Here is a 17931-nt window from a genome sequence, read left to right as displayed (position 1 = left end):
ACTTACCAGTTTTCGTTTTATTTTAATGGTAGAAACACTAATTTGAAAATAATAAAAAACGCTCACAAGATTTTAAATATCTTGTGAGCTTATTTATATGAATTCATATCCTGATTCCTTCAACCTTTATAAATTCCGATTGTACTTCAAGTTTTGCATTAATGCTGTAATTGAAGTTAAATCATGTTTCATAATGAAGAAGTTTAATACTTTTTTCATTTGAATCCCTCCTTAAAACTTTCCTTTAATTTCACTTTTATCCTAACACTGTATATTAAGTTACCCTAGTTTTTAGCTCAATTTCTAATTGAATTCTTAGTCCCCTATCCGTTGTTTCTTTGTAAGGTTATCTCCCATCGTAAAACTCTTAGAGGCACAACGGATTTCATCGTTCTGAAATTCTAAATTACAGCCATAAAAAAAGAGATTGCTAAGTTTTTTAACAATCTCTTAATAATTAAATTTTAATTTAACTTAATAGCACCTTTGTATTCTTTAAGCCATATTTGTTTTTCGAATGTCTTAAAAAATAGATAACTATTCTAACAATCAAAGTCAGCTAATTTTCTTTAAATTACCACTAAATACTCAATGCTTCTTCCTCTTCCAATTAAAAGTAATCATTGAATCCTAAAATACTCTTCTTAATCGCTGAGTCAAACCGTGTTAATTGGTCATTACCAATTGATTGTGTTTGAATTCGATGAAATTGAATCGCTTGCCTTAAAGATGATTGTCCAAGGAAAAAAGCTGACAAATTATTAATTTTTCCCTTAATTTGCCAATGGTCTTCTTGGGAAACTTGTTTAATTTCATCCTTACTTACTTTCCAAATACCGTTATTTGATTGAAGAATATTATCTTCAACTTTAATGGCAACCGTTCCAAACTCATTCCCAAACGGATATTTGGTAATAAAACTTTTAAAATTAACGATTCTGCCCATCATATACGGTTCAATGTGCACATTCATTTCACCCGGTTCAGACGAATAATATCCCTGGTAAAAGTTACTGTAATCCTTGAAAATGAACCTTTTAACCATACTTGAATGCGCCGCAATGAAATCCAATAGTGTTTGGTATGTATCCCCATCCTGATAATTCATTTCAAAAACAACTAATTCCGTCCTTTGAATTTCATAAATTGCATAGCCTATCATCTTAGTAGAATCATATACCTTCGCTACATTCCAATTATTCTTCAAAGTCAGATAATGCCACCACCATGGCTGACGATTGATTTTTCCGTCTTGGATTGCAACCGCCTGACAATAATATTCAGCAATTTCATCTACGGAACTCGCAAACGAAGTCCGTTCAATTTTATATTTATTTTTTACCTTGACTGGTCGAAGTTTCTCCGAATCAATTTCATATGTAAATGAATTTTCAACTTGTTCAAAACCTAATCGCCGGTAATAACGTTGCGAAAAAGGGGCTAAAAATGACAGCTCATAACCATCAGCATTCATGTCTTCCAAAGCCGCCTTTAACAAAGTAGTTGCGTACCCATGTCCGCCATATTCCGGATAGGTCATCACATCACCAATCCCGCCCATTTGAAAAAGTTGATCCCCAATTCGAAGTTCAAATGGCAATCGGTACAAAGCACTAATAATTTGATCATCATCTTTGATTCGAAAAACCTTTCCATGTTCAACTCGATTCATAAAGAATGCTTTTCGTGCAGGTAAATCCTGCCGGTTAAAAGCATACAAATAAAGTTGATAAAGCAATTCACGTTCTGAAGATTGTAAAATTAAATCTTCCATCTGAGGTCCCTCCTTCCTTATAAAGAAATGATAACGCTTTCTTAACCGGATGTATATACCAATGTGCACGAAAAATTGATTAAATAATAATTAAATTATTAAATATGATTCTCAGTTTAAATAATTGCTCTGGAAACGCTTATTTAATATAATTTTATCTGAATAAGTTAAGGGAAGTGAAAAAATGACAAATGATATCTACCCTGATCAAGAAGTTTGGAACTATATTCAAGCTGAACTAAATAAACGTGATATTTCACTTAATGAAATTGCAACTCACGCTTGGGAACATCAACGTCAATTTAATAACGAACTGACAATCGATGAGGCTAAAATGGCAGTCCGCAAAGTTTTAAGCAAACGAGAAGTACGCAATGCCATTATGGTTGCTCTTGCAATTGATAACCTTGCAAATGCGCATCAATTGCCTGAGCCGTTACAGACAATTATTGCCGAGGATAATCCATGTTTTGGGGTCGATGAAATGCTTGCAATTAACGGAATTGCTCAGCTTTACGGTTCAATTGCTGTTTCAAATTTTGGCTACCTTGATGTTCATAAATCGAATGCAGCAAAAAAACTTGATACCGCTCAAAAAAACGGCGGTCAAATTGCAACGATGCTCGATGACTGCATTTCTGCAATTCAGGCCTGTGCTGAGGGATATTTAGCTCACAATTTAAGCGCAAGCGACATGGAATGATTAATGAAGGAGTAGATCTCAATGAAATTTAATAAAGTTTTTGTTCTCGGTGGAACCGGGTTTCTTGGATACCATACAATTAAAGAATTATTAAATAATGATATTAAGGTCAAAACCCTTTCACTTCCACCTAAAAAAGATACGGTTATTAAAGAAGACAATCCGCTTGAAGGCATGGATACCGTTGAATGCCTTGTCGGCAATATCAACGAAATGAATGACCAAGAAGTCATTGAGATGCTCAGCGACTGTGATGGATTCATCTATGCTGCCGGAGCGGATGAACGAATTCAAGCTGAAATTCCGGCAAAGCGCTTCTATTATGAAGCCAACGTTTTGCCAACCCAACGAATGGTGCGTCTCGCTTGTCAAGCAGGATTGAGAAAATTTGTCGTCTTTGGTTCATACTTTGCTGAAATGGCTGAACGTTACCCTGAAACAGGATTGAAAGATTCACCATACATCAACACCCGCCTTCTTCAAGAACAAGTTGCATTTGCTGAAGGCGAAGGCAAAATAGAAGTTTGCGGATTACGTTTGCCATACATCTTCGGAACAATGAAAGAACGTATGCCTCTCTGGCAAATGTTTGTCGATCGAATTCGCGATAACGACGTTTATCCAGTCTTCAAAGGCGGCACTGCATGTGTAACGGCTACGCAAGTTGGTCAAGCTGCAGTTGGCGCTCTTCTTTACGGACATCATCGTGAAACATTTGCCATCGGTGATATTAATATGACCTATGAAGAATTTGCCAACATTATCAAGGAGGAACTCGGAACAAATACACAAATACCTGTAATTACCCTTGAAGAAGGTTTACCAACTTACAAGGAGCTTGATCAAAATCTTGCTGAACAAAATCGTGAAAGCGGAATTCACATGGAAATGATCGCTCACGTTCAGCAAAAATTCTGTTACTTAAATTGGGCTGATACATTTCCAAAGTTACACGTAAAACGTGAAGACATTCGCAAAGAATTACGGAAGACGATTCGGTATATTATTGAACTTGAAAGCCAACAATAATTGTTTCATGTGAAACACAAAAAGCGATGAGCAAAAGTTGCTCATCGCTTTTTAAATTTCATTTGGATAAAAAATAATCTTTGTATCCGAAACGCCACACTCCTGCTTTAAGGTTTCTTCAATCTGTTCAGCAAGAATAAATGATTCTTTAACGATCATCTTCCCACTGACTATTACCTCGGCTTCAACGGTCACCAAACTTCCATTGTAGTGCGCCGTTAATCCCGGGACCGACTTGATTTGCGGATTGTTTAAAATCATCTTTTTATATTTTTCTTCTTTTCGTGGATTAAAATAATCAGCAAGATTTAAGCTACTTTCAAGAAAAATCTTAAATCCTGAATATAAAATAAAACATCCGATAACAATGCTTGCAATACTATCAATCCATCGAATTCCAAATTTCCACATTGCAAAAATCGAAGCTGCAGTCCCAACACTTGTTAAAATATCACCCAGACTATCTTGGGCTGATGCCAACAACGCTGTGCTGTTAGTCTTCTTACCACTTGAATAGTTAATGATATAAATCAAAAGAATCAAAATAACTGAAATTCCAGCCCCAACAATTCCAATCATCAAAATCGATGTTACAAGGGTAAAAATCGTTTCAAAGCGGAAGCGTGACAACCGAACTCTTTTCCGGTTACTCAACTCATTTTGATCACTTACCGGAAATCCAATCAGCCGCGTTTCATCTTCATCACTCGCAATGTGAATTCCAACAATCAATAGGAACGTCGAAATTATACCCGATAAGTTATTAAAAGCATCCGCTTTTAAGACCTCTGCTCCACTCTGAATTGCAAGCCCATATTCGATCAAGAAAATTAAGACATACGTCAGAACATTAAAAACCAGACTGCGTTTAACAAGGCGATAGTTTTTGAATTGTTCTGATTGCAACTTTTCCCACGTCATACTTTCATTTTCTTCATATGAGTTATCTTTTTTTACCATTCAATCTTCTCCACATTTGATAATGCTTGGGCCAAATAATCACATTTTTGATTTTCAGCAGCAACTTTTTCTTGATTGAACGTAAACTTTCCGGTCTGCAATAATTCTTCGTATAGATCATAATATGGAATTTCCCGTTCACGGGCAATTTGCAATTCCTTTTCTAAGTCGTAAGGAACATTGCGTTGATCCCAACTTAAAACACTCCGATGATCAATTGTCAAAATTCCATAACTAGCCTTCCCGCTAATCTCTAATCGATCAGACACTGGCATTCCAACACTTCCCGGATTGAAAATATATCGGCCATCATTTGTCATCCGTAAAATTGAACGATGCGTATGGCCGTAAACTCCGACATCCGCATCGGTTTGACTCATCAATTCATCAAAGTTCATCTGTTCATTTGTTGGATAACTGAAACCACCGCGACATTTAGTAGGAGTCGAATGGAAAATGTTAAAAGTAATTTCTTCAACTTTGATTTCCTGTTTCAATGGTAATTGGGATAACCAATTAAATTTTGCTTTTCCAAGTTTTTCCCGGTCATACGTCGAAGTAATGATTGCCATAATTGCTTTCGGGTTATCTTCAAACCCCATAAATTGATGATCAATTAAACTTCGATAAACAGCTTCGTGGTTCCCAATGATCCATGTTAATGGTTTAACCTGTTGCAGAGCTTCAACACATTCCAACGGCTCTGGCCCGCGATTCGTAATGTCACCTAAAATAACGTAATCATCAACGTTTTGTTTTTGGGCATCTTCCAATACAGCTTTCAATGCTTGATAGTTCCCATGACTATCGCCGATCAATGCTAATTTTCGCATCTCAATCCCCCGTTTTAGTTTATTCTTTACATTTAATCTTAATCGTTTCCACAATAATTGACAATTACTTCAATGTTAACTTTGCGCTTTCCTTGATAAGCTCATGTATTTCATCTTTGGTCAGTGAAGTTAGATTAACCGCGATGATATTCCAATGAACTTTATTCATATGATATCCCGGATAAACGCCTTTTATATTTTGTCGTAAAATATCCCCCTTATCTGGATCAAGCTTAATATCAATTAATAACTGGCTATCAATTTCAAAAATCAATGCCATAATTTTACTATTTGCTTGATGTTTAATTACCGTCCATTTGATTTTCTCATGACTATTCGGTCCATTAAATGGATAACATTCATATCCATCTGTATTAGCTAATACCCAATTAATTAATTCCCGACGTTCCATTGTTTCACTCTTTTCAATTTGTGTTTCACATGAAACATTATATAAAAAAAGTTCTAGCAAAAACTAGAACCCTTCCTCATTTATTATTTCACTTGGTTTGCCTTATCAACGGCTGCCATTGCAACTTTATTTAACCAATTTAACGGTTGATCAAAGTTTGGTTGGAATAACATATCAACCCCAGCAAGTTCTTCAATTGTCATTCGATTTTGAATTGCTAGTGACAACACATTAGCCGACTGTGATACATCATGCTTGCTGTAAACAGCTCCACCTAAGATTCGGTGCGTTGTTGGATTCCAAACTAGTCGGGAAACAACCGGAGTCGTTGTGAGCATAAATTCTGGGCGATAATTTTCTTCAGTTGTAACCGCATCAACTGTTAGCCCCCGTGCTTCAGCACCTTCAACTGTCAGTCCGGAAGCTGCCATACATGTTCCGAATAATTCAACGGCTGAGGTGGCTTGCGTTCCCATGTATTTAACAGTTGGCTTATCGATGTTTTGCCCAATCAAAATTCCTTGGTGAATTGCATTGGTTGCCAACGGAATATAATCTGCTTTGCCCGTTGGATTATAGTGAACATTGGTTGCATCACCGGCAGCATAAATATCCGGGTTGCTGGTTTGCATGTATTCATTTGTTCGAATGGCTTTATTCGGAAGCATTTCGAGCTTGCCTTCTGCTAATTTTGTATTCGGTTTGAAACCGGCACACCAAACCGCAATGTCAGCTTCATACTCGCCTTTATCGGTTTTAACGATGACCTGGTTACCAGCATCTTCAAAAGATTGAACCTTTTGACCCAATGCCAATTTTGTGCCGTGATCCCGATATTCTTGTTCAATTCGGTCGCTGATTTCTTTATCAAAGTTCTTATATAAAACCCGTGGGAAGGCATCGATTAAGGTTACTTCTTTTCCAGCTATTGTTGCCTGTTCTGAAAGTTCAGCTCCAATATAACCGGCCCCAATGATCACTGCTTTTTCAATTCCTGCAAATTTTTCACGTAAAACTTGAGCGTCGCCGTAATCCTTGCAAAGATAGACTTTAGGATTATCAATGCCTTTAATTGGAGGTACAACTGGCAAAGATCCGGTAGTAATAATCAGTTTATCGTAATCTTGAACAAATTCTTTTCCGCCATTCAGATCCTTAACTTTTAGCTGTTTAGCATCTGGATCAATTGCCAAAACCTCGTGTTGCATTTTCATATGTGCGCCAATCTTCTCAAGTTCTTTCGGACTTGAATAAAACATTTTATTAGGATCTGCAATATGATCACCAACCCATAATGCAATTCCGCATGAAAGGAATGAAACATTATCGTTTCTTTCAAAAACCGTCACATCATAATCAGGATGGTCTTTTAAAATTTGCATTGTAGCAAATGTTCCTGCATGCGTTGCACCAATAATACTGATTTTCATTTGTCAGCACCTCTTTATATGATATGTAATTTCAATTTAAGGATACTTAAAGAGATTCTAACTTGCAAATGATTACTCTACTTCACTAGAAAGATTTTTGACCATCGTACATGGCGCGCCTGCTGCAATCACATTTGCCGGAAGATCATGCGTTACAACACTTCCTGACCGGACAATCGTATTATCGCCAATTGTGATATCCGGCAGAATCGTAACGTCATTTCCAATTGAAACATGGCTGCCAATCGTAATTGGATGGTCGCTGCACCAGTGGTCTGCCCTTTTCTGAGGATCGAATGCGTGATTTGAAGTATAAATACCACAGTTATCACCGATTTGAACGTAATCCCCGATTTTGATCACATTACAGTCAATTACCTTTAAATTCTGCCCGGCATAAAAATGATCACCAACATGCAAATTAAACCCAAACTCAGTAATAAATCCCTTACCAATTTCAGCATGGTTCCCTAAATTACCAAAAAGGTCCATCATTAACTGCATTTCGCCATGATTGGTTTGTTCAAATGTTTGATTAAACTGGCGACAAACGTAAAAGGCATAATTGCGCGCCTGTTCAATTAACGGGTCATAATCATAGTACAATTTTCCTGTATTTGTAATTTGCTTAACATGCTCAATTTCTTCAGCCGTTAACGCCTGATGGATTTCTAAGTCCAAAATTTCACCTTCAATGCGGTATACTTAAAGTAATTATAAACCTTTAAAGAGGGGGGGTTCACATGAAACAAAAAATCGAAGAAATTAACCAGTTGATCAATGGCCAAAAATTTGATGCCCATGATCCCCGCATCATGATTGCCCATCAAAAAGCATTTAATCAGTGTTTTAAATATAACCGACAAGTCAATCAAAATCACGGTTATAATTTAGAATTACTAACAGCCCTTTTCAATCAAATTGGAACTGATCCTTATATTGAGCCAAATTTTCATTGCCAATTTGGATTTAATATTACAATGGGAAATGAAGTTTTTTTGAATCACGATTGTACCTTAATGGATTACGCCCCGATCGAAATCGGCAATCAAGCAAACATTGCCCCGAAAGTTGGCATGTATACGGCGCAACCTGTCCTTGACCCGCAAAAGCGTGAACATAACATTATGATTGCACAGCCAATTACTATCAAAAACAATGTTTGGATCGGCGGCAACGTCTGTATTCTTGGCGGCGTTGTTATTGGCAACAATGCAATTATTGGCGCCGGGAGTGTCGTTGACCATGATGTTCCCGATAACGCCGTGGTCGTCGGAAATCCGGCAAAAGTTATTCGAATCATTAAATAAAAGAACCCGGGAAAATTCCCAGGTTCTTTTATTATACTTTTCTTCGATAAATTCCATATGCGATAAACATCAAAACGACCCACCCGCATGCAAAAATCAATGCGAACGCCATTTCTTTTTGTAATAACAACAATCCTAAAATTCCAATAAAGAATGCCATTGTTACAAAGTTGGAAATTGGATAAAGCGGCATCTTGAAGCTGGTCCCTTCAGGGTTTTGCCGCCGATATTTATAATGACACCAAATCAAGGTCAACCAGACAAAGATGAAGCAGACCGTTGAAATATCTGAAATAATTTCAAAAATTTTGGCTGGAAGAATAAAGTTTAAAACAACAATGATCAATAACGTTAATGATGAGAAAACTAACGACGTTACCGGCACACTTCGATTATTGACTTCGCCCATTTTTCGCGGTGCGAATTTACTATGGGAAAGCACAAATAATGTCCGGCTTGTACTAAATAAGGCGCTATTACATGCTGACAAAGCTGCTGTTAGAACCACAAAATTAATTACCCCGGCTGCGACTTTAACTCCCAATGCACTAAAGACTTGAACAAATGGACTTGCTGAAGTCGTAACCTTATCCCATGGATAAATACACATCAAAACAAACATTGCTCCAACATAAAATAAAGCAATTCTAAATAGAAGAGTATTAATCGCTCTCGGTAAGTCACGTTGCGGATTGGCCGTTTCACCCGAAGTTAGTCCTACCATTTCAATCCCAGTAAATGCAAAAATTACCATTGGAAATGCCGATAAAGCTCCTTTTAATCCTTTAGGCATAAAGCCACCATAATCTACAAGGTTGCTGACTGAAACTGCATGTCCAGCAACCTTCGTGTGACACACTAACAAAATAATTCCAGTAATGATTAACGCAATGATCGCAAACACCTTAATACTTGAGAACCACGATTCAAGTTCCCCAAAAAGTTCAACACTTAATAAATTAAATGCAAGTAATATAAAGACAATGATCAAGGCCGTCAACCATTGTGGAATATGTGGGAACCAAAATTTAATGTAAATTCCACTGGCTGTCAGGTCTGCCATCGCAATACTTTCCCAACAAAGCCAGTATGTCCAGCCAATAACAAACTCAAATCGGTCCCCGAGATAAGCGCGAACAAATTCGATAAATGATGATTTACTTGTATCTGAAAGAACCAATTCACCAATGGCACGCATCATAAAGAAACAGAAAATTCCAGCCACTAAATACAAAACTAATAAAATCGGACCGGCTTGATGAATTGCATTTCCTGAACCTAAAAACAATCCGGTCCCAATCGCCCCGCCGAGGGCAATCATTTGAACGTGCCGCGAAGATAATTTACGTGCAAGTTTATTCTCTTCCATTCTCTAATCGCTCCATTATTTTTCAAGATTAGCTTAATTATACCGTATTTCACAAATAAATTTGGCATGTTTCATATGAAACATGCCAAAAATTTTAATCCGTTTTTTTCAAAAGATTATATCCAATCGCAACAATCAACAATCCACATGAAACCAGCATAATGTCTTGCAGCCCACTATGCAAAATCATTCGCATTTGCGGAAGCAGATGAACTGGTAATTCATTAACTGTTTCACTATCGCTTAATTTATCCATCATTGCGACCGTAATTTTCCCATGAGTCGGTCGGACACCCCGAGCAAGTGCCATATTCATAATCACGCCGTAAATTGATGACATAAACGTTTGTGCAAGAATCCGAATCAAATAACTCACTGACGTCACAATTCCCACATCCCGGTGATCAACATCTTGTTGGACTTTGATCTGAAGAATATTAAAAATCACCCCGACACCAAAGCCATAAAAAATACTGAAGAAGCAAATCCAACCAATGCCGGCATTGACTTTGCTGCAAAGCATTCCAAACGGTGCCAGAAAGGCAATCACCAATGCCACTGTAATCGTATTTTGATCGCCGATTTTCTTTCGAAACGAGTGCGTTAATTGCGACCCGACAAAGTCAAAAATCGAACCTGGAATTTGGGTCATTCCCCCAACAAGCGCAGTCATCGCAAGCAATCCTTGAACCCACATTGGGGCATAAGTACTGAATGAAATCGTCCCACCCCACGCCAATGCAAAAATCACTAAATCCTTAACTAATTTTGAGGATTTAAAGAGATGAGTTGGAATGATTGGATCGTTGACCCGCCGTTCATTTTTCCAAAATAAAATCAGTAAAATGCCGCCAATTAAAAATAACCCGACGATCCATTCCCATGCGATCATTCCAAGAAGTTGAATTCCCATTAATACAAAAGCTAACCCAATGATCAAAAACGCAGAACCACGATAATCAAATGGCGTCTGAACGATTTTAACCTTCTCTTTAAAGAAAATATTCAAAATTAGAATCGTAATGATCCCAATCGGCAAGTTAATATAAAACACCCAATGCCAGCTTAATGTATCAACGATCCAACCCCCAATTAATGGGCCAATAATCATTGCTCCGCTCCACGCTGCGGAAATATAAGCTAATCCTTGAGAACGTTGATGGATATTCCGATATAACTGGGCCAAAATAATATACGGAATCGAACCCATTCCACCAGCCCCAATTCCCATAAAGGCCCGCGCAATAATGAACACCCAGATATTGCCTGTCGTTCCTTCAATCATTGATGAAACAATAAAAATTAAAATCGACAATCCAAAGGCTTTCTTGTTTCCAATTCGATCACCGAGTTTTCCCCAAAGCGGTGAGAAAACCGCCATCCCTAGAAGAAAAACGGCCACGATCCACCCCATATATTGAATTCCGTGTAAATCCGAGATAATGGCTGGCAATGCTGTATTAATGATCGTTGCGTCCAACCCAGACATTAAACTTGCTAAAAGCAACGACGCCATTACCCAATTTCGCTGTCTTTTTGTCATTCTAATCCCTCTTGTACTTTCTATTATATCGATGGGACGGAATAACATGAATATTTATCTATATATTTTCTTATTTTAATGTAAAAAAAGTATGACAAAACAGCAAAAACGAGCGTGGTGGAAGCAGAAACGCGAATGCATCGCGTCAGCATAGATTCGGAGATTTTCGAACTTCCACTCAACCCGTTTATTTTGGAACCCAATTATGTGACAGCAAAGAGACCGCGACTTATGTCACGGTCTCTTCATTATGAATTTACTTACATTGTTTCTAAAAGCTTATTTACAACGCTTTAAAGTCAACTTTCATTTTTGGAATTTATTTCCCGTTTTTTTGAGCTGCCTTCCATTTCTAGAAATTTATTTCCAAATTTCCTTGGCCATTTTCAAAACGGTCCAAGCCTTGGGCCATCCTACATAAAATGCCAACTGGGTGACCGTTTCAACAATTTCATCTTTTGTGATTCCGTTGTCTTTTCCATGTTGTAAATGATATTTGAGTTGTTCATAATCGCCATTTGTCATTAATGCTGCAATTGTAATCAAGCTACGATCACGCGGACTAAGTTGGTCCTCACGCGCCCAAACTTGACCAAATAAAATATCATCATTTAACTCTGCAAACTGCGGTGCAAAGTCACCTAATTGATCGTGACCGGCTGTTCGTTTTTCCATTTTACTTCCTCCTTTATTTACCGAGTTGATCGTACTGTTCATCTGAGACCGGTTCGCACCATTCACTTTCACCTTTTGTGATGGCAATGTGTGAGAACCAACTGCTCTTAGTTGCTCCATGCCAGTGTTTTACCCCTTCATGAATCGCAACCACATCACCGGGCTTAAGTAACTGAGCCGATTTACCTTCTTCTTGATACCAACCTTCACCAGCCGTTACCAATAAAATCTGAAATCCGTTATAATGAATGTGCCAATTATTTCGGCAGCCAGGTTCAAAATTAACATTTGAAATCCCAACATCAATGTTATCGTCTTTGGATACCAGTGAATTTAAATATAACTGTTTCCAATAAAAACATCTGCGTACTGGGTATTTAACTTTCCAAAACCAAATCGGTTATTTTTGACTTCATTTTCATTCTTTCCCATCATAAATCCTCCCTCCACTTTTAATTGTATTGGCTATTAATCATGATTTAAAATGCTTATATTAAATCAATTACGATGCTTAAAATGAATGGAGAAATTTAATGGAAACTCGTGTTTTAAAATATTTTCTAACCGTTGCGAAAATGCAAAATATCACGCATGCAGCTCAAAAATTACATATTACCCAGCCAACATTAAGCCGCCTGTTGAAGCAACTTGAAGATGAGCTGGGAGCTCAACTATTGATTCGGGGAAAACGCGAAATTACGTTAACCGCTGAAGGAAGAATGTTTGAACACCATGCCCGGGATATTCTGACCCTGATTAATCAAACCACCAGCGAAATTCAAAATTTTAATCAGCATGAACTTAGTGGAACTATTAATCTCGGGTACGTTGAAAGCAAAGTCTCCTTCTTTGTTGATGATCTAATTGCTGATTTTCAAAAGCAATTCCCACACGTTAAATTCCAAACCTATAGTGCAATCGGTAATGATATTAAAGATAAGATCGACACTGGAATTTTAGATCTTGGATTCGTGATCACCCCAATTGAAACTGCTAAATACCACTGCTTTGATCTTCCGCTTTATGAACGTTACGGAATTTTTGTTAATCAAACCCATCCGCTTGCGCACAAATCAACCATTAATGCTGACGATTTGGGAGACTATCCCATTATTTATCCTTGGCGAAACATTCTTCAAAATGAACTAAGTGCAGTTGTCGGATTGGATCCGCAGAAACTGAATATTAAAATTACAGCAAATTTATCACCTAACAGTTTGCCGTTAGTCCATCAATCCAATTACTGTATGTTAGGAATCGATAGTATTAGCCGTTTCAATCCTTACGACGACGTTGTTTTTATCCCATTTGAAAACTATTTACAAACTAGCCACCAGTTGATTTGGCGAAAAAACTATCACTATTCCAAGTTAATAACGACCTTTATTGATTTTGTTAAACAGCATGTTTCACGTGAAACTCAGGCCTAGTCATTGAATTCCTGCGCTGCGGCATGCACTTTTTGAATGCTGTTGATTACCAACGGAAAGCCAATATATGGCAACATATTGATAATTGTCCAAATAATCAACGATTCACTGTTGCCGGCTTTAAGACAGCCCTTGGCATGCGCCTTGATTTGGAAATCAACATTTAACATGATCAGCGAGAAGATTGCGAATCTCTGTTCCGTAAATTCGTGCCTGAACGTCTTTGCCGAACTGCGGATCATCTTGGCGTTGCTTTTGGTGATTTACTGGAATTATCTGATTGAACAACGGCTAATTAGAATTAATCAGATTACAACAGCAATGATTTAACTAATAGAAAACTTACCGTTTGATAAAATTACAATGAAAAAATTAGATGAAAAACTATCTTTCACCCGCAACAACTTATATCAGTACATTAAATCAAAAAACAAAGTGATCCTACTGATCATTCAACAGGATTTTATTGATTGGGCAAATAACCTTCATAACAGTCTCCAAACGCTTAATCCCGCTTCATTGGATAACTTTTACAAGTACCCTTCAATGGTTCCCCTTGCTTGGAGAATTGATCGAAAAGGACGTTACGCTTAAAAAATTGATCCCGTTTAAAAAAAGTTACTTTAAGGTTTTAGAATCGATAAAAAAAGACATTGTCAAAACCCTTTCCAAAATGGATTCTGCACAAGCTGAAACTGAAATGTAAATCTACGTGAATAGGTTTTATAATACAGATCTAAAAAAATAATAAGCAATTTAGAAAATTTTGCCTTGAAAGCGCTATTTATATGGTATACTTTTCATCGTTTATGAAAAATATATAGATAAAGGGTGTATATTTAAATGTTTAATGAAGAGAAAAAACGTTATAAATTATACAAATCTGGAAAAATATGGGTTGCTGCTCCAATTTTATTTTTAGGGGTAACTTTAGGAACAACATCAGTTGCAAAAGCTGATCAAGTTCAATCACACTCAATTAGCCAACCAACCTCTATTCAGCAAAAACGAATTAGTTCAGTTTCCACAAATAATCAAAAAAACACCGTTGTTCTTTCATCAAAGACAACAAGTTCTAGTTCACCGATTAGTAATTCTTCAAGTCAAATTAAAGACCAATCTAGCCCAAGTCAGGAACATCAAACAGTTATAAATTTTGCTGCTGTTCCTGCTAAAAATGGGCAAACCCAACAAGTTCCAAAGCAAAATGCCAACGTTTCAGTTCCCCAACCTCAACTGAAACAACAAACCGTGGTTCAAAAGCCAGAAAATCAATCACAACTAAACCAACAACCGAGAAAACAAAATCAAATTGTCCAACCATCACAAGAATCATCACAAAGTTATCTTGATAAATATACCTTTGCTGAAAACCATCCGAATGCTAAGCAAATTAATCAAAATAACAATTGGTACTTACAAGAAAATGGCAAAAATTTAACTGGTTTCCAAAAAATTAACGATCAAAATAAGATTTGTTATTATAATCCAGCAGGTGGCGCCATGGTATACGGGCAACAAAAAATTGGTGATAAATGGTACCTTTTCGATAAGGTAACAGGTGCTCTTCAGTTTGGATATCAATGGATCAGTGATCAAAATAAAGAAGTTTACTATGATCCTAATAAAGGAAATATGGTTTACGGTCTTCAAACCATTAATGGCAAAGAACAGTACTTTAATCCAACGACCGGTGCTCAAGCAAAAAATCAATATATTTGGGACCAAAATACCAACGCGGAATACTACTTTGATGGTCTTGGAAACATGGTTCATGGACAACAAAAAATCAATAACAAGTGGCAGTATTTTGATCAACAGAGCGGTAAACAAGTCAAAAATCAATTTGTAAACATCAAAGATCAAAACAAGACCGTTTGTTATGACAATTTAGGTAATATGGTCTATGGACAACAAAATATTAACGGTCATTGGATGTATTTCGACTCAGTAACTGGTGCTCAAGCAAAGAATTCATATGTTTGGATTGGCAATCAAAATAAAGAAGTTTATTACGACCAAAACGGTAATATGGTCTATGGTCTTCAAACTATTAATGGTCAAAAACAGTTCTTTGATCCAGTAACTGGTGCTCAAGCGAAAAACCAATATGTTTGGGACCGAAACACTAATGCTGAATATTATTTTAACGGTCTCGGTAACATGGTTTACGGACAGCAAAAAATTAATAATAAATGGCAATATTTTGATCCGCAAACTGGTAAACAAATTAAAAACCAATTCGTAAATATTAATGATCAAAACAAGACCGTTTACTATGATGGTCTCGGCAACATGGTCTATGGGCAACAAAAAATCAATAATAACTGGTACCTTTTCGATAAGATAACGGGTGCAATGAAGACCGGATTCCAATACATTAATGATCAAAACAAGACCGTTTATTATAATAACCAAGGACAAATGCTTTATGGTCATCAATCAATTAATGGACGTAACTATTTCTTTGACAATGTTACGGGCGCAATGGCAACTGGTTTCTTAACTGACTCAAATAACCATCGAATTTACTACTATCAAGGCAATGGTCAAGGAGTAACCGGAACCCAAACCATTAATGACCAAACATACTCATTTGATAATTCAAGTGCCCTTGAAGCAAACGGCCAGGTAAAAATTAACAATGACTGGTATCTTTTTAATCAAAATCATTTTGTAACAGGATTCCAGTATATTAATGATCAAAACAAGACTGTCTACTACACCAACGACGGAAAAATGGTCCACGGCCAAGCTCAAATCAACGGTCATTGGTATCTTTTTGATGACGTGACTGGCGCAATGAAAACTGGATTCCAATACATCGGTGACCAACACAAAACCGTTTACTATAACGATCAAGGACAAATGCTTTATGGTCAACAAAATATCAATAATGACTGGTATCTTTTCGATAATGTGACTGGTGCAATGAAGACCGGCTTACAGTATATTGGTGATCAGCATAAATGGGTCGTTTATGCCAATGACGGTAAAATGTTCCACAACGACACAACGATTGGACGTGAAACATTCTATATTAATAATGTAAATGGTGCGGTCGAAGGTGTATTTAACAACGCAGATGTCGTTTGCCAACGTCCTGAACTTCCAACAGGATGTGAAATCACAGCCGTTACAATGATGCTCAAGTATGCCGGCTGCAACGTTAATAAAATTGACTTAGCAAATGAAATGCCGCGAAGCAATGATGGTAATAAAGGATTTGTTGGAAATCCATTTAGTCCAAGCGGTTGGTGGATCTTCCCTACCGGAATTGCTCCTGTTGTAAACCATCATATCGGACATAGCCAGATCATGACCGGCGCAAGTTTAGACGCAATTAAAGATAAGCTTATTCAAGGTCACCTTGTTGTTATTTGGGTTGCAAACGTTGATGGTTTTGTAAACCACGCATTAACCTTAACTGGCTTCAGAGGTGATACGCTATACTACAATGATCCTTGGACAGGCCAAAAAGCAAGTATGAGTACCGGATACTTCTATCAACACTGGAACGCTGATGCACAACGTGCAATTAGTTATTAATCAGAAAAATTAAATACAAAAATACCGATTTCTAGAATTCGAAATCGGTATTTTTGTATTTTTATTATTAACTTTATTTCATCAATGCCACATGCAAACCAGCCGCTAAAATTCCGCCAACAATTGGACCAACCATTGGAACCCAAGCATATTTCCAGTTTGCGGTTCCCTTATTTGGAACTGGCAAAACCGTGTATGCCAACCGCGGACCCCAGTCACGCGCTGGGTTAACTGCAAAGCCGGTCGTGCCCCCAAGAGCCATTCCGATTGCGGTGATGATCAAGCCAACAATCAACGGCTTTAATCCTTGAGTAAAGTTACCTAAGTCCAGTAACGTAAAAATGAAAATGAACGAGGCAATCAATTCACTAAAGAAGTTAAAGACTGGGCTTTCAATTGCGGGAGCCGTTGCAAAAATTCCAACTGAATTGCCATCCGCTTCATCCTTTGAAGCCTTGAAGTGCGGATAATATTGAATCAGAACAAGCGCAGCCCCAACAAATGCTCCTAAAAATTCACCACTTAAGTATGGCAATACTTGGCTCCATGGGAACAACCCGCAAATTGCCGTTCCCAATGTAATTGCTGGGTTAATAAAGCCCTTTGAACCTAATGTTCCGGCAACGTAAACCCCAAACGTGATTCCAAGACCCCAGCCAAGGGATACAAAAAGCCAATTTTGATCCCGACTGAAAGTCCCTTTTAAGTTGATTCCAGCCCCATCGCCGCAACCAATGGCAGTTAAGATCATCGTGCCGAAAAATTCACCGATAAATCCATGCATAATCTCCTATGCCTCCCAATTTAATTTTGAAAATCAATCATCAGTTTCAAAAACGAGAATCAATTTTCACAACATAAATGATTATAGCTTTTTGTTTCAGAAAATTCGATCAATCCCCCTTTTCTTAAAC

The 17931-nt window shown here is 37.4% G+C and carries 16 protein-coding genes and 1 pseudogene; 5 read left to right on the top strand and 12 right to left on the bottom strand.

Features of this window, described 5'->3' with window-relative positions:
• Positions 1-610 precede the first annotated feature (610 nt).
• Positions 611-1774 carry a GNAT family N-acetyltransferase gene (locus FC64_RS02430; protein WP_057906379.1) on the bottom strand — a complete coding sequence of 388 codons (1164 nt, stop codon included), beginning with the start codon at positions 1772-1774 and terminating at the stop codon, positions 611-613.
• Positions 1775-1958: 184 nt separating this feature from the next.
• Here FC64_RS02430 and FC64_RS02425 point away from each other — a divergent pair, with 184 nt between their 5' ends.
• Both FC64_RS02425 and FC64_RS02420 read left to right on the top strand, forming a co-directional pair.
• Positions 1959-2477 (top strand): phosphatidylglycerophosphatase A family protein, encoded by a 519-nt coding sequence (locus FC64_RS02425; protein ID WP_057906378.1) that lies wholly within the window; start codon positions 1959-1961, stop codon positions 2475-2477.
• Between the two features lie 21 nt (positions 2478-2498).
• Positions 2499-3506, top strand: coding sequence for an NAD-dependent epimerase/dehydratase family protein (locus FC64_RS02420; protein ID WP_057906377.1), 1008 nt, complete (start codon positions 2499-2501; stop codon positions 3504-3506).
• A 51-nt stretch (positions 3507-3557) separates the two neighbouring features.
• Here FC64_RS02420 and FC64_RS02415 read toward each other — a convergent pair whose 3' ends face one another.
• The 5 genes from FC64_RS02415 to FC64_RS02395 all read right to left on the bottom strand — a co-directional run bounded on the left by FC64_RS02415 (position 3558) and on the right by FC64_RS02395 (position 7822).
• Positions 3558-4466, bottom strand: coding sequence for a cation diffusion facilitator family transporter (locus FC64_RS02415; RefSeq protein WP_057906376.1), 909 nt, complete (start codon positions 4464-4466; stop codon positions 3558-3560).
• On the bottom strand, positions 4460-5299 hold the full coding sequence (locus tag FC64_RS02410) for a metallophosphoesterase family protein (protein WP_057906375.1): 840 nt from the start codon (positions 5297-5299) through the stop codon (positions 4460-4462). Before FC64_RS02410 ends, FC64_RS02415 begins: the two co-directional genes overlap by 7 nt.
• A gap of 64 nt (positions 5300-5363) precedes the next feature.
• The gene (locus FC64_RS02405; protein WP_057906392.1) at positions 5364-5711 is read right to left on the bottom strand and encodes an MmcQ/YjbR family DNA-binding protein; all 348 of its coding nucleotides are present in this window, start codon (positions 5709-5711) and stop codon (positions 5364-5366) included.
• Positions 5712-5794: 83 nt separating this feature from the next.
• Positions 5795-7141: an FAD-dependent oxidoreductase gene (locus FC64_RS02400; protein ID WP_057906374.1), complete on the bottom strand. Its 1347-nt coding sequence runs from the start codon at positions 7139-7141 to the stop codon at positions 5795-5797.
• Positions 7142-7213: 72 nt separating this feature from the next.
• On the bottom strand, positions 7214-7822 hold the full coding sequence (locus FC64_RS02395) for a sugar O-acetyltransferase (protein ID WP_057906373.1): 609 nt from the start codon (positions 7820-7822) through the stop codon (positions 7214-7216).
• 62 nt (positions 7823-7884) lie between these two features.
• On the opposite strand from FC64_RS02395, the gene FC64_RS02390 reads away from it, so the two are divergent.
• On the top strand, positions 7885-8451 hold the full coding sequence (locus tag FC64_RS02390; RefSeq protein ID WP_057906372.1) for a sugar O-acetyltransferase: 567 nt from the start codon (positions 7885-7887) through the stop codon (positions 8449-8451).
• 31 nt (positions 8452-8482) lie between these two features.
• Here FC64_RS02390 and FC64_RS02385 read toward each other — a convergent pair whose 3' ends face one another.
• The 4 genes and pseudogenes from FC64_RS02385 to FC64_RS02370 form a co-directional block, all read right to left on the bottom strand.
• On the bottom strand, positions 8483-9820 hold the full coding sequence (locus FC64_RS02385) for an amino acid permease (protein ID WP_057906371.1): 1338 nt from the start codon (positions 9818-9820) through the stop codon (positions 8483-8485).
• A gap of 94 nt (positions 9821-9914) precedes the next feature.
• On the bottom strand, positions 9915-11363 hold the full coding sequence (locus tag FC64_RS02380; RefSeq protein ID WP_057906370.1) for an MFS transporter: 1449 nt from the start codon (positions 11361-11363) through the stop codon (positions 9915-9917).
• 360 nt (positions 11364-11723) lie between these two features.
• Positions 11724-12038 (bottom strand): carboxymuconolactone decarboxylase family protein, encoded by a 315-nt coding sequence (locus FC64_RS02375; protein WP_057906369.1) that lies wholly within the window; start codon positions 12036-12038, stop codon positions 11724-11726.
• A 13-nt stretch (positions 12039-12051) separates the two neighbouring features.
• Positions 12052-12473 (bottom strand): annotated as a pseudogene (locus tag FC64_RS02370) (cupin domain-containing protein).
• 98 nt (positions 12474-12571) lie between these two features.
• Here FC64_RS02370 and FC64_RS02365 point away from each other — a divergent pair.
• Positions 12572-13468, top strand: a complete 897-nt coding sequence (locus FC64_RS02365) for a LysR family transcriptional regulator (protein WP_057906368.1) — start codon at positions 12572-12574, stop codon at positions 13466-13468.
• On the opposite strand, the gene FC64_RS02360 is transcribed toward FC64_RS02365, so the two are convergent.
• The gene (locus FC64_RS02360) at positions 13465-13710 is read right to left on the bottom strand and encodes a carboxymuconolactone decarboxylase family protein (RefSeq protein WP_057906367.1); all 246 of its coding nucleotides are present in this window, start codon (positions 13708-13710) and stop codon (positions 13465-13467) included. The two genes, FC64_RS02365 and FC64_RS02360, sit on opposite strands and share 4 nt — an antisense overlap.
• A gap of 601 nt (positions 13711-14311) precedes the next feature.
• Here FC64_RS02360 and FC64_RS02350 point away from each other — a divergent pair.
• On the top strand, positions 14312-17017 hold the full coding sequence (locus FC64_RS02350) for a C39 family peptidase (RefSeq protein WP_057906365.1): 2706 nt from the start codon (positions 14312-14314) through the stop codon (positions 17015-17017).
• A 73-nt stretch (positions 17018-17090) separates the two neighbouring features.
• On the opposite strand, the gene FC64_RS02345 is transcribed toward FC64_RS02350, so the two are convergent.
• On the bottom strand, positions 17091-17801 hold the full coding sequence (locus FC64_RS02345) for an MIP/aquaporin family protein (protein WP_057906364.1): 711 nt from the start codon (positions 17799-17801) through the stop codon (positions 17091-17093).
• Positions 17802-17931 lie beyond the last annotated feature (130 nt).

It is taken from the genome of Ligilactobacillus araffinosus DSM 20653 (genome assembly GCF_001435375.1).
Taxonomy (GTDB): Bacteria; Bacillota; Bacilli; order Lactobacillales; family Lactobacillaceae; genus Ligilactobacillus; species Ligilactobacillus araffinosus.
The sequence above is the reverse complement of the archived record's forward strand: the minus strand, read 5'-3'. Positions and strand labels throughout refer to the sequence as shown.

Excerpts from the sequence above, each read along its gene's own strand:
- FC64_RS02345 (WP_057906364.1), bottom strand. The coding sequence starts at position 17,801 with ATGCATGGATTTATCGGTGAATTTTTCGGCACGATGATCTTAACTGCC.
- FC64_RS02410 (WP_057906375.1), bottom strand. The coding sequence starts at position 5,299 with ATGCGAAAATTAGCATTGATCGGCGATAGTCATGGGAACTATCAAGCA.
- FC64_RS02405 (WP_057906392.1), bottom strand. The coding sequence starts at position 5,711 with ATGGAACGTCGGGAATTAATTAATTGGGTATTAGCTAATACAGATGGA.
- FC64_RS02390 (WP_057906372.1), top strand. The coding sequence starts at position 7,885 with ATGAAACAAAAAATCGAAGAAATTAACCAGTTGATCAATGGCCAAAAA.
- FC64_RS02425 (WP_057906378.1), top strand. The coding sequence starts at position 1,959 with ATGACAAATGATATCTACCCTGATCAAGAAGTTTGGAACTATATTCAA.
- FC64_RS02420 (WP_057906377.1), top strand. The coding sequence starts at position 2,499 with ATGAAATTTAATAAAGTTTTTGTTCTCGGTGGAACCGGGTTTCTTGGA.
- FC64_RS02375 (WP_057906369.1), bottom strand. The coding sequence starts at position 12,038 with ATGGAAAAACGAACAGCCGGTCACGATCAATTAGGTGACTTTGCACCG.
- FC64_RS02360 (WP_057906367.1), bottom strand. The coding sequence starts at position 13,710 with ATGATCCGCAGTTCGGCAAAGACGTTCAGGCACGAATTTACGGAACAG.
- FC64_RS02380 (WP_057906370.1), bottom strand. The coding sequence starts at position 11,363 with ATGACAAAAAGACAGCGAAATTGGGTAATGGCGTCGTTGCTTTTAGCA.
- FC64_RS02365 (WP_057906368.1), top strand. The coding sequence starts at position 12,572 with ATGGAAACTCGTGTTTTAAAATATTTTCTAACCGTTGCGAAAATGCAA.
- FC64_RS02415 (WP_057906376.1), bottom strand. The coding sequence starts at position 4,466 with ATGGTAAAAAAAGATAACTCATATGAAGAAAATGAAAGTATGACGTGG.
- FC64_RS02400 (WP_057906374.1), bottom strand. The coding sequence starts at position 7,141 with ATGAAAATCAGTATTATTGGTGCAACGCATGCAGGAACATTTGCTACA.
- FC64_RS02430 (WP_057906379.1), bottom strand. The coding sequence starts at position 1,774 with ATGGAAGATTTAATTTTACAATCTTCAGAACGTGAATTGCTTTATCAA.
- FC64_RS02350 (WP_057906365.1), top strand. The coding sequence starts at position 14,312 with ATGTTTAATGAAGAGAAAAAACGTTATAAATTATACAAATCTGGAAAA.
- FC64_RS02385 (WP_057906371.1), bottom strand. The coding sequence starts at position 9,820 with ATGGAAGAGAATAAACTTGCACGTAAATTATCTTCGCGGCACGTTCAA.